The 13,664-nt window shown below is 73.9% G+C and carries 11 protein-coding genes; 2 read left to right on the top strand and 9 right to left on the bottom strand.

Annotation, left to right across the window (positions count from 1 at the left end; genetic code table 11):
• Positions 1-2: 2 nt before the first annotated feature.
• From GA0070562_RS09100 to mca, 4 genes are all read right to left on the bottom strand, one after another.
• Positions 3-2,039 (bottom strand): thioredoxin domain-containing protein, encoded by a 2,037-nt coding sequence (locus tag GA0070562_RS09100; protein WP_091420159.1) that lies wholly within the window; start codon positions 2,037-2,039, stop codon positions 3-5.
• 50 nt (positions 2,040-2,089) lie between these two features.
• Complete coding sequence (locus tag GA0070562_RS09095) at positions 2,090-4,585, bottom strand: putative bifunctional diguanylate cyclase/phosphodiesterase (protein ID WP_175438712.1); 2,496 nt, start codon at positions 4,583-4,585, stop codon at positions 2,090-2,092.
• A gap of 216 nt (positions 4,586-4,801) precedes the next feature.
• Complete coding sequence (locus GA0070562_RS09090) at positions 4,802-5,086, bottom strand: hypothetical protein (protein WP_091418556.1); 285 nt, start codon at positions 5,084-5,086, stop codon at positions 4,802-4,804.
• A gap of 48 nt (positions 5,087-5,134) precedes the next feature.
• Positions 5,135-6,016, bottom strand: coding sequence for a mycothiol conjugate amidase Mca (gene mca, locus GA0070562_RS09085; RefSeq protein WP_091418554.1), 882 nt, complete (start codon positions 6,014-6,016; stop codon positions 5,135-5,137).
• A gap of 239 nt (positions 6,017-6,255) precedes the next feature.
• Here mca and GA0070562_RS09080 point away from each other — a divergent pair, with 239 nt between their 5' ends.
• Both GA0070562_RS09080 and greA read left to right on the top strand, forming a co-directional pair.
• Entirely contained in the window at positions 6,256-6,690 is a 435-nt protein-coding gene (locus GA0070562_RS09080) for a DUF4307 domain-containing protein (RefSeq protein ID WP_091418552.1), read from the top strand.
• Positions 6,691-6,835: 145 nt separating this feature from the next.
• Positions 6,836-7,336 (top strand): transcription elongation factor GreA, encoded by a 501-nt coding sequence (gene greA, locus GA0070562_RS09075; protein WP_091418549.1) that lies wholly within the window; start codon positions 6,836-6,838, stop codon positions 7,334-7,336.
• Positions 7,337-7,490: 154 nt separating this feature from the next.
• Here greA and ilvA read toward each other — a convergent pair whose 3' ends face one another.
• The 5 genes from ilvA to GA0070562_RS09050 form a co-directional block, all read right to left on the bottom strand.
• Positions 7,491-8,711 carry a threonine ammonia-lyase gene (gene ilvA, locus GA0070562_RS09070; RefSeq protein ID WP_091418547.1) on the bottom strand — a complete coding sequence of 407 codons (1,221 nt, stop codon included), beginning with the start codon at positions 8,709-8,711 and terminating at the stop codon, positions 7,491-7,493.
• The gene (locus GA0070562_RS09065; RefSeq protein WP_254663761.1) at positions 8,708-9,562 is read right to left on the bottom strand and encodes a DUF4328 domain-containing protein; all 855 of its coding nucleotides are present in this window, start codon (positions 9,560-9,562) and stop codon (positions 8,708-8,710) included. The genes ilvA and GA0070562_RS09065 overlap by 4 nt, the downstream gene beginning before the upstream one ends.
• Before the next feature lie 147 nt (positions 9,563-9,709).
• A complete protein-coding gene (locus GA0070562_RS09060) occupies positions 9,710-11,122 on the bottom strand; it encodes an amidase (RefSeq protein WP_091418543.1) in 1,413 nt (470 codons plus the stop codon).
• Positions 11,123-11,138: 16 nt separating this feature from the next.
• Positions 11,139-12,281, bottom strand: a complete 1,143-nt coding sequence (locus GA0070562_RS09055) for a cystathionine gamma-synthase (RefSeq protein ID WP_091418541.1) — start codon at positions 12,279-12,281, stop codon at positions 11,139-11,141.
• A 100-nt stretch (positions 12,282-12,381) separates the two neighbouring features.
• Positions 12,382-13,428, bottom strand: a complete 1,047-nt coding sequence (locus GA0070562_RS09050) for a YncE family protein (RefSeq protein WP_139135446.1) — start codon at positions 13,426-13,428, stop codon at positions 12,382-12,384.
• Between the last annotated feature and the right edge of the window lie 236 nt (positions 13,429-13,664).

The following is a 13,664-nucleotide window of genomic DNA, read 5'->3' as shown; positions in this document are numbered from 1 at the left end:
GCTCAGCCGAGCTGCTCGATCAGCTCCTCGACCGTGGTCACCGGCCGCTGGCAGACGAAGCCCCGGCAGACGTACGCGGCGGCCCGCCCCTCGACGAGCGGCCGCCCGGCCAGCAGCGGCACACCCGGCTGGTCCGGGGCACCGGCCACCACCACCGCGCCGGGCGGGGCGTGCCGCCGGGCGGCGGCCACCAGCGGGTCACCCTCCGGGTCCTCGGTCGCCACCGCGATCTCGTACGGGCCGGACAGCAGCGCCTCGCCGACGGTGGCCGCGTACCCGGTGAACCGGGCGTGCCGGTCCACGATCGGCGCGACGGTCGACAGCGTCTTCTCGGCCGCCTCCCGGTAGCTGGTCTCCCCGGTCAGCGCCGCGTACGCCACGAGCGCCGCGACGATCGCCGACCGACCCGACGGGGTCGCGTTGTCGGTCGGGTCGGCGGGCCGGGTGACCAGGCGCTCGGCGTCGTCGGCGGTGTCGTAGAAGGCCCCGTCCGGGCCGGCGAACCGGGCCACCGCCACGTCGAGCAGCTCACCGGCCAGCGTCAGCCAGCGCCCCTCGCCGGTGAGCTGGTGCAGTGCGCAGAACGCCTCGGCGACACAGCCGTAGTCCTCCAGCACCCCGGACGGCTCACCCACGAGCCTGTCCCGGGAGACCCGGCGCAGCCGGCCGTCCACCAGGTGCACGGCCGCCAGGTGCTCGGCGGCATCCCGCATCGCGCCGTCGGAGACGATCAGCACGCCGTCCATCAGGTTCGCGTCCTCGTCGTCGGGCGACACGAGAAGCGTGGCGACCTGCTGGAACTCCGCAATGGCGGTGATCGCGAGCCCGTTCCAGGCGGCCACCACCTTGTCGTCGCGGGCCGGCTGGGGGCGGGTGTCGCGGGCGGCCAGCAGCCGGCCCACCACGTCCCGCCAGCGGGCCCGCACCGCCGGATCGGCGTCGTCGACGTCCCGGGCCAGCCGCAGCACGCTGGTGCCGTGCTCGAACGTGCCGTCGGCGGTGACCCCGAACAGGTCCGCGGCGAACCGGCCGTCGTCCTCCCCCAGAACCTCGACGAGCTGGTCGGGAGTCCACACGTAGGTGAGCCCCTCGACGCCCTCGGTGTCCGCGTCGAGCGCCGAGGCGAAGCCCTCACCGGCGCGGTGCAGCTCGTCGGCGAGGAACCGGGCGGTGTCACGGGCCACCCGGCGGGCCAGCCGGTCTCCGGTGAGCCGCCAGAGCTGGGTGTAGACCCGCAGCAGCAGCGCGTTGTCGTAGAGCATCTTCTCGAAGTGCGGCACGGTCCAGTGGCCGTCCACCGAATAGCGGGCGAAGCCGCCGGCGAGCTGGTCGTTGAGGCCGCCGCGAGCCATCGCCTCGCAGGTGTGCCGGACGATCTCCAGGCTGCGCGCCGAGCCGGTGCGCTGGTGGTGCCGGAGCAGGAAGAGCAGGTTCATGTGCGGCGGGAACTTCGGCGCGCCGCCGAAACCGCCGTTCGTCTCGTCGTACTCCCGGGCGAGCCCGCTCGCCGCGGCGTCGAGCAGTTCGGCGGTGAGCGGGGCGGTGACGCCGCCGACTGCCTGCGCGCCGCCGATCGCCTCGACCACGGCGGCACCCTGCCGCAGCACCGCATCGCGCTGGTCGCGCCAGGCGGTGGCGACCGAGCCGAGCAGGCGGACGAAGTTGGCGCGCGGGAAATAGGTGCCGCAGAAGAACGGGGTGCCGTCCGGCGCGGCGAAGACGGTCATCGGCCAGCCGCCCTGCCCGGTCATCGCCTGGGTGGCGGTCATGTAGACCGCGTCGACGTCGGGGCGCTCCTCGCGGTCGACCTTGACACAGACGAAGTCGTCGTTCATCAGGCGGGCGACTGCCTCGTTCTCGAACGACTCGTGGGCCATCACGTGGCACCAGTGGCAGGCCGCGTAGCCGACCGAGATCAGCACCGGCACGTCGCGCCGCTTCGCCTCGGCGAACGCCTCGTCGCACCAGGGCCACCAGTCGACCGGGTTGTCGGCGTGCTGGAGCAGATAGGGCGAGGTGGCCTTGGCGAGTCGGTTCACCACCCGACCCTATCCATCATCGCCTTCGGACGCCGCCGGTGCGGCAGAGCTCAGGAGGCGCCGTCGGCCCGCAGCGGGAAGACGTTGCCCGGAGCGACGTCGCGCATCGACGCCAGCACCGCGGCGATCTTGTCGGCCGGCATCGGCTTGAAGAAGTGGTAGCCCTGGGCGGCGGTGCAGCCCAGCTCTGCCAGCGCGGTGCGCTGCTCGGCGGTCTCGACGCCCTCGGCCACCACCCGCAGCCCCAGCTCGTGGGCCAGCCCGACGGTGGTCCGGACGATCGCCGCCGCCTCCGGTGAGTCGGCCATCCGGAGCACGAACGAGCGGTCCACCTTCAACTCGTCGACGGCGATCCGGGTGAGGAACGTCAGCGACGAGAACCCGGTGCCGAAGTCGTCCACGGCGAGCTGCACGCCCATGCCGCGAAGCGTGGCCAGCACCTCGTCGATGACCTCCAGCTCGCTCATCACCACCGTCTCGGTGATCTCCAGGACCAGCCGGTGCGGCGGCACCTGGTGGCGGCGCAGCGCCTCCTCGATCTCGGCGGGCAGCCGCGGGTCGAGCAGGCTGCGCGCGGACAGGTTCACCGAGATCGGGACGTCCAGCCCGTCCCGCGCCCAGCCGGAGGCGACCGCCAGCGCCTTGTCCAGCACGTACCGGGTGAAGCTGCCGAGCTGCTCGCTGTTCTCCACCGGGCGGATGAAGTCGGCCGGGCCGAGCCAGCCGCGGCGCGGATGCCGCCACCGGATCAGCGCCTCCACGCCGGTCGGCGCGCCGGTCGCCAGGTCCACCGCCGGCTGCAACGCCAGCACCAGCTGGTCGTCGGCGGCCAGGGCCTCCCGCATCTCCGCGAGCAACGCCAGGTGGTCGGTGCTCGCCGCGTCGCGGGAGCTGTCGTACGCGGCGACGCTGCCGCCGCCCTCCTTCGCCTGGTACATGGCGATGTCGGCGCGCCGCAGCAGCTCGGTCAGGTCGGCCGCGCCCGCGTCGGCGACCACGACGCCCACCGCCACCTCGACGGACATCCGCACCCCGGCCACCTCGGTCGGTGCGGCGAGGCGCTCGGCGACCTCCCGGGCCTGGCGCAGCGCGTACGCCATCGGGGCCGTCCGGTCCTCGACCAGCGGCACCGAGGTCAGCAGCAGAGCGAACTCGTCGCCGCCGAGGCGCCCGAGCAGGTCTCCCGGCCGGGTCAGCGCGGCGAGGCGGTTGGCGGTGAGCCGCAGCAACTGGTCGCCCGCCGAGTGCCCGAGCGTGTCGTTCACCTCTTTGAACTGGTTCACGTCGAGCAGCAGCAGGGCCACCGGGTGGTCGTGCGCGCGCTGCCGCAGCGCCTGGTCCCCCTTGGCCAGCAGCGCCACCCGGTTGAGCAGGCCGGTGAGCTGGTCGTGTATCGCGTCGTACGACGAGCGGGCGGTGACCAGACGCAGCTCCCGGTGCGTCGCGGCGTCGTGCAGGGCGGCGGCCAGGGCGTCACCGAAGGCCGCCACGCCGTCGCGTTCCCGGGCGCTCGGCGGGGCGGACCGGGCGAACCGCACCCGCAGGCGGCCGACCTCGGCCGATCCCACCGCGAGGCGGCGTACCAGTTCGTGCTCCCCCGCACCGTCGCCGGCGGACGGCTCCACCTCCCGGTCGCGCACCTGCCCGCCGCGGTCGGCCCGGTAGCGGCGCCAGCGACCCTCACCCCGGGCCACGTCGACCTCGACGAGTTCCGCGCCGAACAGGGTGAGCGCGCCGGTCACCGCGGCGGTCGCCACACCGCGCTCGTCCAGCTGGTTGAGCGCGGCGGTGGCCTCGGCGAACGCCCGCCAGGTACGCCGCTCCTGGTCGGCGCGGAGCCGGTGGCGGTAGGTCTGCTGGAGCAGCCAGAGCGGTGGCGGCAGGAGCAGCAGCCAGCGTGCGTCGAGTTCGAGCAGCGCGACGACCACCAGGCCGACCGCCACGTTGCCGACGAACATGAGCAGCTTGCCGCGCAGCGCGGCGAGCAACGGCGGCCCGATCGCGATGCTGTGCCGCAGGGCGAGCGTGACGGCGCCCAGGAAGGCGGTGGTCAGCAGGTATGTCACCGCGGCGGCGGTGAGCGTGAGCGCCAGCTCCGGGGTGGGCGCGGCGAGCAGCGGCGGCCCGAGCGCGGTGGCGACGGCCGCGGCGAGCGCGGTGGCTGCGGTGAGCGAACCGGCGATCCCCACCAGTTCCAGCGCCGGACGGCGGTCGGAGACCAGTGACATCACGGTCCAGGCGGCGCCCACGCCCAAGAGGGCGGCGGCCGGGAGCCAACCGGCCGGCACCAGCCAGAGACAGACCACGAGCGCGGCCTCGCCCCAGGTGATGCTCACCATGCCCGAGGCGCTGCGGAAGCGCAGCCGGGCGAGCTGGGCCACCGCGAACGCGGCGGCGGCGATGCCGAAGCGCGCCGGACCGGGCAGTGCCTGGTCGGCCGGCAGGTGCGACGGGACGGTGAGGCCGAGCGCGGCGGCGAGCAGACCGGTCAGCGCGACCGCGACGGTGAGCAGGACGACGCCCACCGGTGTCCCGCGCAGGCCGATCCGGTCGGGGGAACGGTCGGCCGGCTCGGTGGTCACGGGGCCGCCCCGTCAACGGGTCGGGCCGGGGCATGGTCGGGGGCCGGTGCTGTCTTCGACATCGGCGTCCCCCTTCCGCGCAGGGTCCAGGGCCTGACGGTCCCCCCGGCGGAAGGCTAAGCCAAAGCCGGTGGTCGCAACAGGGGGCGACGACCGGCTTCGACGTGATTCACGCGGTGTTCAGCTGTTCCGGTGCTGCTCGGAGCCATTGGGCGCGTTCGTCGGTGAATCCTGCTCGACGAGCCCGTCTGTCGGATCGGCGACTGCGGAATCGGCCCGGCCCGGGGTGCCCTGCTGCGGGAAGCGGTCGGGCAGCCGGCGCAGCCGGGCGTTCATGTTGCGGATCAGCAGGACGGTGACGGTGGCCAGCGCGACGATCAGGAAGAGGCCCATCGGACCGGCCAGACCACCCGTGCGGGTGTCACCGAAGTTGTTCTGCGCGAGCACCTCGACGGTGGTCAGCATGGTGTTCCTCCGATGTGCGACTGAGCACCAGGGTAGACCCCGGCCGGGTCAGTGGGCACGGCACGCCTCACGTACGCCCGCGAACAGGTCGGACTCGGGCAGCGGGCTGTCGACCAGCGAACGGGCGAGTTGGAAGTCCTCCGTCGGCCAGGCGCGCTTCTGCAGCTCCATCGGCACCTGGAACCAGAAGCCGTCCGGATCGATCTGGGTGGCGTGCGCGCGCAGCGCGTCGTCGCGGACCGGGAAGTAGTCGGCGCACTCGACCCGGGTGGTGATCCGGGCGCCCTTGTCGGGGCGCTCGTCCCAGCGCTTCATCCACTCGCCGTACGGCGACTCGAGCCCGGCGGCGAGCACCGCCTCGTGCAGGCTCATGATCTTGGCGCGGGAGAAGCCCACGTCGTAGTAGAGCTTCAGCGGCCGCCACGGCTCACCCAGCTCGGGGTGGCGCTCCGGGTCACCGGCCGCGTCGAACGCCGCCACAGTGATCTTGTGGGTCATGATGTGGTCCGGGTGCGGGTAGCCACCCTCCTCGTCGTACGTAGTGACGACGTGCGGGCGGAACTGCCGCATCAGGCGCACCAGTGGCGCGGCGGCGACGTCCACGTCCTGGAGGGCGAAGCAGCCCTCCGGCAGCGGCGGCAGCGGGTCGCCCTCGGGCAGCCCGGAGTCGACGAAGCCGAGCCACGCCTGCTCGACGCCGAGGACGGCCCGGGCGGCGTCCATCTCGGCCCGCCGGATGTCACCGATGTTCGCCCAGACGTCGGGGCGGTCCATCTTGGGGTTGAGCACACTGCCCCGCTCGCCACCGGTGGCGGTGACGACCAGGACGTCCACCCCCTCGGCGACGTATTTCGCCATCATGGCGGCGCCCTTGCTCGACTCGTCGTCGGGATGGGCGTGCACCGCCATGAGACGCAGCTGTTCTGCCACCTTCGGCGCTCCTCGTCTGTGCCCGCCGACCGAACCGCCGGTCGGCTGACCTGCCGGAATCTCCCCCCGCGCCCGCGAAAGCCCCCGTTGACGGCCGGCCGGGCCCGCCACCGGAGTGGCCAGGGCCACGCCCGCCGGTCCAGGCCGACCTGCCATCCTTGACTCAGCGCCGGGCTGGGAAGATGGACCTAGCCATTCTTGCCGATGCCGCCGACAACAACGCCAGGAGATACCCGCCGGTGAGCGAGACGCACGCCACAGTCGCCGCGGAGGCGCCGGCCTTTCCGCCGGGCCGCTACGGCCGCCGCCGCGAGCCGGGACGCCGCCGGCCTCTCCTGCTCGCCCTCACGGTGACGGTCCTGCTCGCCGTCCTCGGGCTGGGCGCGGCGAAGCTCTACTACCAGTACGGCGACCCGGAGTACCAGGGCGAGATGATCAGCTACACCGACATCACCGACTCCCGGGTGGTGGTCGACTTCCGGGTCACCGTGCCCCCGGGCGGCTCCGCCACCTGTCTGCTGCGGGCCCGCTCCCACGACGGGGCCCAGGTGGGCAGCGCCGAGGCCACCGTGACCGCGGAGCCCGGCCAGCGCCACATCCGGACCCGGCAGGAGGTGCCCACGAGCGCCCGGCCGTTCATCGGCGAGGTCCTGCGCTGCCGGCCCGCCGGCTGAGCCGGGCCGCCGGCGAGTCGCCGGCCACCACACCCCGGTCCCGTCACCGGCACCCGGGGTGATTGATCACACCTCGACGCGACCCGCACTGGTAGCCTTGCAAGTTCACCTGTCAGCCAGTCCGCACCAATCGAGGAGACCGCCTGTGTCCACAAATGGAAACAAGGCGCCCGCCACCTGGCTGTCCCAGGACGCCTACGACCGCCTGCAGGCCGAGCTCGACGAGCTGATCGCCAACCGGCCGGTCATCGCCGCCGAGATCAACGCCCGGCGCGAGGAGGGCGACCTGCGGGAGAACGGTGGGTACCACGCCGCCCGTGAGGAGCAGGGCAAGGCCGAGGGCCGCATTCTCTACCTCAAGGAGCTGCTGCGCACCGCCAAGGTCGGTGAGGCGCCGGACGCCGACGCGGTGTCGCCGGGCATGGTCGTGAAGATCTACTTCGACGACGACGCCGACGACAGCGAGACCTTCCTGCTCGGCTCCCGGGAGATCGCCTCCACCACCGACCTGACGGTCTACAGCCCCGAGTCCGCGCTCGGCAAGGCGATCCTCGGCGGCAAGGCGGGGCAGACCTGCACCTACACCGCGCCCAGCGGCGCCGATATCAAGGTGACCATCGTCTCCTTCGAGCCGTACAGCGGCTGACCCCTCCGGACCCGCGCCGGATGGCTCGGGTCCCGAACCCGACCGAGGCTGACAGGCCCTCCTCGGACCCGAGCCGCACACGCGAACGCCCCGACCGGATCATCCGGCCGGGGCGTTCGCGTTTCCGCTGTGGCGTTCGCGTTCCGCCGGAGGCTCAGCCCTCGCCGGTGAAGACCACCTGGTAGCCGCTGGCTCGCAACGCGCTGATCAACGTGTCCGAGTGCTCCACTCCGCGGGTCTCCACGGACAGGGCCACCTCCACCTCGCCGAGCCGCAGGTGCGGGTTGGCGCGCTGGTGCACCACGTCCACCACGTTGGCTCGGTGCTCGGCGATCTCGCCGAGCAGGGAGGCGAGCTGGCCGGGCCGGTCCGTGCAGCGCACGGTGATCCGCAGGAACCGGCCGGCCGCCGCCAGGCCGTGCTCGATCACCCGGAGCATGAGCAGCGGGTCGATGTTCCCGCCGGAGAGCACCGCGACGACCGGCGCGGTCACCTCCACCGCGCCGGCGAGCAGCGCCGCCACGCCGACGGCGCCGGCCGGCTCGACGACCTGCTTGCCGCGTTCCAGCAGCATCAGCAGCGCCCGGGAGATGTCCTCCTCGGAGACCGTGACGACCTCGTCGACGAGCTTGCGGACATGGGTGAAGGTCAGCTCGCCCGGACGGCCGACGGCGATCCCGTCGGCGATCGTCGCGAACGAGGGCAGCCGCAGCGGCTCGCCGGCCCGCAGCGAGGGCGGGAAGGCGGCGGCGCTCGCCGCCTGGACCCCGATCACCCGTACGTCGGGACGCAGCGCCTTGGCCGCCACCGCCATGCCCGAGACCAGCCCGCCGCCGCCCACCCCGGTCACGATGGTGCGCACGTCCGGGCACTGTTCGAGGATCTCCAGCGCCACGGTGCCCTGCCCGGCGATCACGTCCGGGTGGTCGAACGGGTGGATGAACACCGCGCCGGTCCGCTCGGCGAAGGTCTGCGCCGCGACGAGCGACTCGTCCACCGTGTTGCCGACCAGCTCGATCTGCGCGCCGTACCCCTTCGTCGCGGCGACCTTCGGCAGCGGCGCGTTCACCGGCATGAAGACGGTGGCGTGCGCGCCGACCAGCCCGGCGGCGAGCGCCACCCCCTGGGCGTGGTTGCCGGCGCTCGCCGCGACCACGCCGCGGGCCCGCTCCTCGGCCGAGAGCCGGGAGATCCGCACGTACGCGCCGCGCACCTTGTACGACCCGGCGCGCTGGAGGTTCTCGCACTTGAGCCAGACCGGCCCGTCGAACGCGGCGCTGAGCGGCCGCGACGGCTCCAGCGGGGTGGTACGGGTGACACCGGCGAGCAGTTCCCGCGCGGCCTGTACGTCGGCGAGACCGACCAGTTCCGTCATGCCCCGATCGTGCCACCCGAGGCGGGCGGAGCCTGCGGCGACGTCGTCGAGGCACCGTCCGCGCCGTCGCGGGGACCAGCGGGCTCGAAGGCGCCGGGCGCGGCAGGCGCGAAGGCGGCAGGCGCCGGCGCGGCGGGCGCGGGCCAACCCGGCTGTCCGGGCCAGACCGGCCGACCGGGCCATGCCGGTACTGCCCGCGACAGCCGGTCCTGCTGGGCGGCGGAGATCCGGCGGATCAGTACGACGAACGCGATCCCGGCGACCAGGCAGGCCACCGCCGGCACCAGCCGCGGCCCGAGCGCGTCCTCGTAGAAGCGCACGTACGTGCCGAACTCCGCGTCGTTGCGGGGCAGCTCGGTCAGCCGGTCGTAGCGCTGCTGCTCGGCCCGGGCGACGAACCGGTCACCGATCAGGAACACCAGCCAGCTCGCCCACCACACCCCGACCAGCCAGGACTGGCGGCGCTGCCAGACGCTGTTGCGGAGCAGGTCGGCGAGCACCCGGGCCGGTACGACGAGGTTGACCAGCGGCACCAGCCACCCGGCGATCGCCCACGCCGGGCTGAGGTTCGGCACCGCGCCCGGGAACGCGTCCAGATTCTTGCGGGCCCGCCAGGTCCAGATGACCACGAGCGTCCCCGCGGTCAGGAGGGCGAGCAGGTAGGGCAGCGAGAACAGCACCTCGGCCAGCACCGCGCCGAGCAGCACGTCCCGGTCGAGCTGCTCGGCGGCCGAGCGGGCCATCCGCACACCCACCAGCGGGAACAGGGCCGTCAACAGGTAGCACAGGGTGGCGGCGCCGACCGCGATCGCGCCGGCCACGGCCAGGCCACGCACGCCGTACGTGGGCACGCCGGGACTCACGGCGGGCTGACCGACCCGGGTGCCGCAGCGCCGGCACTCCTCATAGGCCGGGGACGTGGCGTCCCCGCAGGTCTGGCAGTGCATCGGGGACCGTCCGAGGTGGTGTGCGCGACAGGGTGCGCACACGCTAGACGATCACGCGGTGGCCGGCGACCCCGTTCCGACGCGGGGATAGCCGGGGGCGTGCCGGGCCCACGGCGCCTGCATCTCGAACTGGCCGGCCACCCCGAGCAGCAGCAGTTCCGAGCCGGGCGGGCCGACGAGCTGCACACCGACGGGCAGCCCGTCCGGGCGGCGCCCGACCGGCACCACGATCGACGGCAGCCCGGCGATGTTCCACGGCGCCGCGTACGGGGCGTACCTGATGTTCGTCGACATGTTCGCCAGCCAGGAGCGGCCGGACCAGCCGGCGGCCTCCGGCGGCGGCCCGGCCAGCGCCGGGGTGAGCAGCAGGTCGATCGAGTTGTCCGCGAAGAAGTGCACGGACCGTTCGCGCCAGGCGGCCCGGTCGGTCTCGCGCACGTACCCCCGGCGCTGCGCCCACTCGCCGAGCGTGACGTGCCGGCGGCTGCGTCGCTGGAGTTGACGCGGCGCCACCCCGGCGGCGCGCACGTCGGCGGCGGCCGCCGCGAACCAGGTGGCGATGCCCTGGAGGCCGAGCCGGGTCGGGTAGACCGGGTCGGCGGGCACGGTGTCGTGGCCGGCGGCGGCCAGCAGCCGGCCGGCGGCGGCGACCGCGTCCCGGTTCGGCGCGTCCGGCGAGACGCCGCGGACCGGCGAGCGCAGCGAGACGCCCACCCGCAGCCGCTCCGGCGGGACCAGCTTGTCCGGCCGGCGGCCGGCCAGCACCGAGAAGCCGACCACCGCGTCGGCCACCGTGCTGGTCAGCATGCCGTGCTCGGTGAGGCCGAACCAGTCGTCCGCGCCGAGCTGGCACGGCACCACGCCCCGGCCGGGCTTGAGCCCGACCAGACCGCAGCAGGCCGCCGGGATGCGGATCGAGCCGAGACCGTCGTTGCCGTGGGCCATCGGCACGAGCCCGGCGGCCACCGCGGCGGCGGCGCCGCCGGACGAGCCGCCGGGGGTACGCGTCAGGTCCCACGGGTTGCGGGTCACCGCGCTGGCGTCGTCGGTGAGCGCCCACAGGCCCAGCTCCGGCATCCGGGTCACGCCGAGGATGACGGCGCCCGCGCCGCGCAGCCGCCGGACCACCTCGTGGTCGGCCTCCGCCACCTCGGTACGCATCGCCGCCGACCCGTTCCAGGTGGGCAGGCCGGCCACCGGCGTGTTCTCCTTGACCGCCACCGGCACGCCGGCCAGCGGCAGGTTCGCCAGTTCCTCCTGCTCGTCGACCTTCTCCGCCTCGGTGATCGCCTCGCCGCCGCGTACCGCGCGGAACGCGCCCAGCTCGGGATCCACCCGGGCGACGTGGTCCAGGTGGTCGGCGACGACCTGGGTGGCGGAGACGTCGCCACGGCGTACCGCCCGGGCGATCTGTTTCGCGGTCGTCCCGACCCAGGTCGTCGGCAAGATCTCCGGCACTGCCACCCTCCCCAGCCAGCGGTCAGCCCAGGGCCTGCTCCAGATCTGCGAGCAGGTCGTCGACCGTCTCGATGCCGACAGACAGTCGCACGAGATCGCCGGGAACTTCAAGCGGCGAGCCCGCAGCGCTCGCGTGTGTCATCCGGCCGGGGTGCTCGATCAGGGACTCCACGCCGCCCAGCGACTCGGCGAGCACGAACAGCCGGGCCCGGTTGCAGATCTCCACGGCGTGCTCCTCGCCGCCCGCCGCGCGGAACGAGATCATGCCGCCGAACCGGCGCATCTGCTTGGCGGCCACCTCGTGGCCGGGGTGCGAGGGCAGGCCCGGGTAGAGGACCTGGGCGACCTTGGCGTGTCCGTCCAGGTAGGCCGCGATCCGCTCGGCGTTGTCGCAGTGCCGGTCCATCCGTACGCCGAGGGTCTTGATGCCGCGCAGGGTGAGCCACGCGTCGAACGGGCCGTTCACCGCTCCCATCGCGTTCTGGTGGTAGCGCAGCTCCTCGCCGAGCGCGCGGTCCGCCGCGACGAGCGCGCCGCCGACCACGTCGGAGTGCCCGCCGACGTACTTGGTCGTGGAGTGCACCACCACGTCCGCGCCGAACGCGATCGGCTGCTGGAGGTACGGCGAGGCGAACGTGTTGTCGACCACCAGCAGCGCGCCGGCGTCGTGTGCCACAGCGGCCAGCGCGGCGATGTCCGCGATGCCGAGCAGCGGGTTGGTCGGCGTCTCCACCCAGACGATCCTGGTGGTGCCCGGGCGGATCGCGGCGCGCACGGCGTCCGGGTCGGAGACCTTCGCCGGGGTGTACGCCAGGCCCCAGCGCTCGGCCACCTTGGCGAAGAGCCGGTAGGTGCCGCCGTACGCGTCGTCGGGGATCACCACGTGGTCGCCCGGCTTGCAGACGGTCCGTAGCAGCGCGTCCTCGGCGGCCAGACCGCTGGCGAAGGCGAGCCCCACCGGACCGCCCTCGAGCGCGGCCAGGCACTCCTGGAGCGCGTCCCGGGTCGGGTTGCCGGAGCGGCTGTACTCGTAGCCCTCGCGGGGCGCGCCGACGGCGTCCTGGGCGTACGTGCTGGTCTGGTAGATCGGGGGGATCACCGCACCGGTGCGGGCCTCCGGGTCCTGACCGGCGTGGATGGCGAGTGTCTCGAAGCCGTGGCTCATGCCCTCGAAGGCTAGTCCCTGCGTCCGCCCTCGGTACGCGATGTCCCCGTCGCGGGGTGCCGCGCCGCTCCCACCCGTCGGCGGGAGCGGCGCGGGACGGTCAGACCGCCGGTACCGGCAGCACGTGCAGGGTGGCCGGGCGGGCGCCGGTCCAGTCCGAGGTGATCGCGTAGAGCCGGGCGCCGTTGGGAGACCAGGCCAGCCCTCCGGGTACGAGGTCCGCGCCCAGCTCGAACCGGGCCTGCTCGGTGCCGTCCAGCCCGAACACGAACACGTCCGGGTCGTAGGAGGCGTCGGCACCGCCGGCCACCCGGGTGCCGTCCCGGGTCAGCTCGACCGCGTTGGGGTAGGCGCCGGTCCGGAACGTCGCCGTCGGGGCGGTGATGGCGGCGAGCGGGAACGCCTGCACCTCGTACGGAGCACCGGAGGCGGTGTAGACGGTGTCGCCGGCCGGGTTCAGGGCGATGTCCCGCAGGTTGCTGCCGACTGCCATGAAGTCGTTCGTCCGCAGGAAGCTGAGCGCGCCGCCGGTGCCGATGGCGTAGGCGTCGACCGACGCCGGGCTCACCCCCGGCTGGCCGACCAGCAGCACGGTGCGGTTCTGCTGGGGGGCGGTCATCAGCGGCGCGCCGTAGTAGGTCTCCCGGCCCAGGCCGGTGGTGAGGACGGCCGGCTGGCGGCCCAGGTCGAGCCGGCCGATGTTGCCGTCCCACCCGCCGCAGCCGTAGCCGAACCACAGAAAGCGGCCGGTCAGCGCGAGCGAGGAGGGACAGCCGGCCGCGCCGGTGTCGAACCGGGCGAACTCGGTGAGAGTGCCGGTGTTCACCGCCGCGATCGCGTTCGCCGACGGCAACGCCACGTAGAGCGTCTGCCGGTCCGCGCTGAGCTGGAGGTCGGTCGGGCCAGGCAGGCCGGACAGGGTGCTGACCAGGTCTCCGTTCGCGGCCGTCACCACCACCTCGGTGGAGTTCCGGCCGCCGCTGACGAAGATCCGGTCGCCGGCCGCGACCACGTCGGCGGCGTCGGCGATCGGCAGGGGTACGGCCCGGGGCGCGGCTGCGGCGGAGGCGGACACGCCGGGTACGGCGGCGAGCAGCATGCCGGTGAGCGCGGCCAGGGCCGGCGCGAGGCGTCTGTCGAGGCGCAAGGGTGTTCCCTTCACGAGGTCGGCCACGGCGGTGGCCACGGCCGGGTGGGTGCCGGACCGTCCTCGGAGGCGGGTCGGCGAGCACACCGGACGGGGACCGGGCCGGTCCCCGTCGCGCGTCAGCACCATCGCCCCCGAGCGTGCTGATCCAGACCTGTGAATAGTTACCACAATCGCTGGACGCCGTGGGGGCGGTGCGCCGCGCGCGGCGGCCCGGACGGGCATACCCTGCCCGG

Source organism: Micromonospora tulbaghiae (assembly GCF_900091605.1).
Lineage (GTDB): Bacteria > Actinomycetota > Actinomycetes > Mycobacteriales > Micromonosporaceae > Micromonospora > Micromonospora tulbaghiae.
The sequence above is the reverse complement of the archived record's forward strand: the minus strand, read 5'-3'. Positions and strand labels throughout refer to the sequence as shown.

What these genes read in the sequence shown, in the direction of transcription:
- GA0070562_RS09055 (WP_091418541.1), bottom strand. Translation starts at nt 12,281, where the DNA reads ATGAGCCACGGCTTCGAGACACTCGCCATCCACGCCGGTCAGGACCCG.
- GA0070562_RS09090 (WP_091418556.1), bottom strand. Translation starts at nt 5,086, where the DNA reads ATGCTGACCACCGTCGAGGTGCTCGCGCAGAACAACTTCGGTGACACC.
- ilvA (WP_091418547.1), bottom strand. Translation starts at nt 8,711, where the DNA reads ATGACGGAACTGGTCGGTCTCGCCGACGTACAGGCCGCGCGGGAACTG.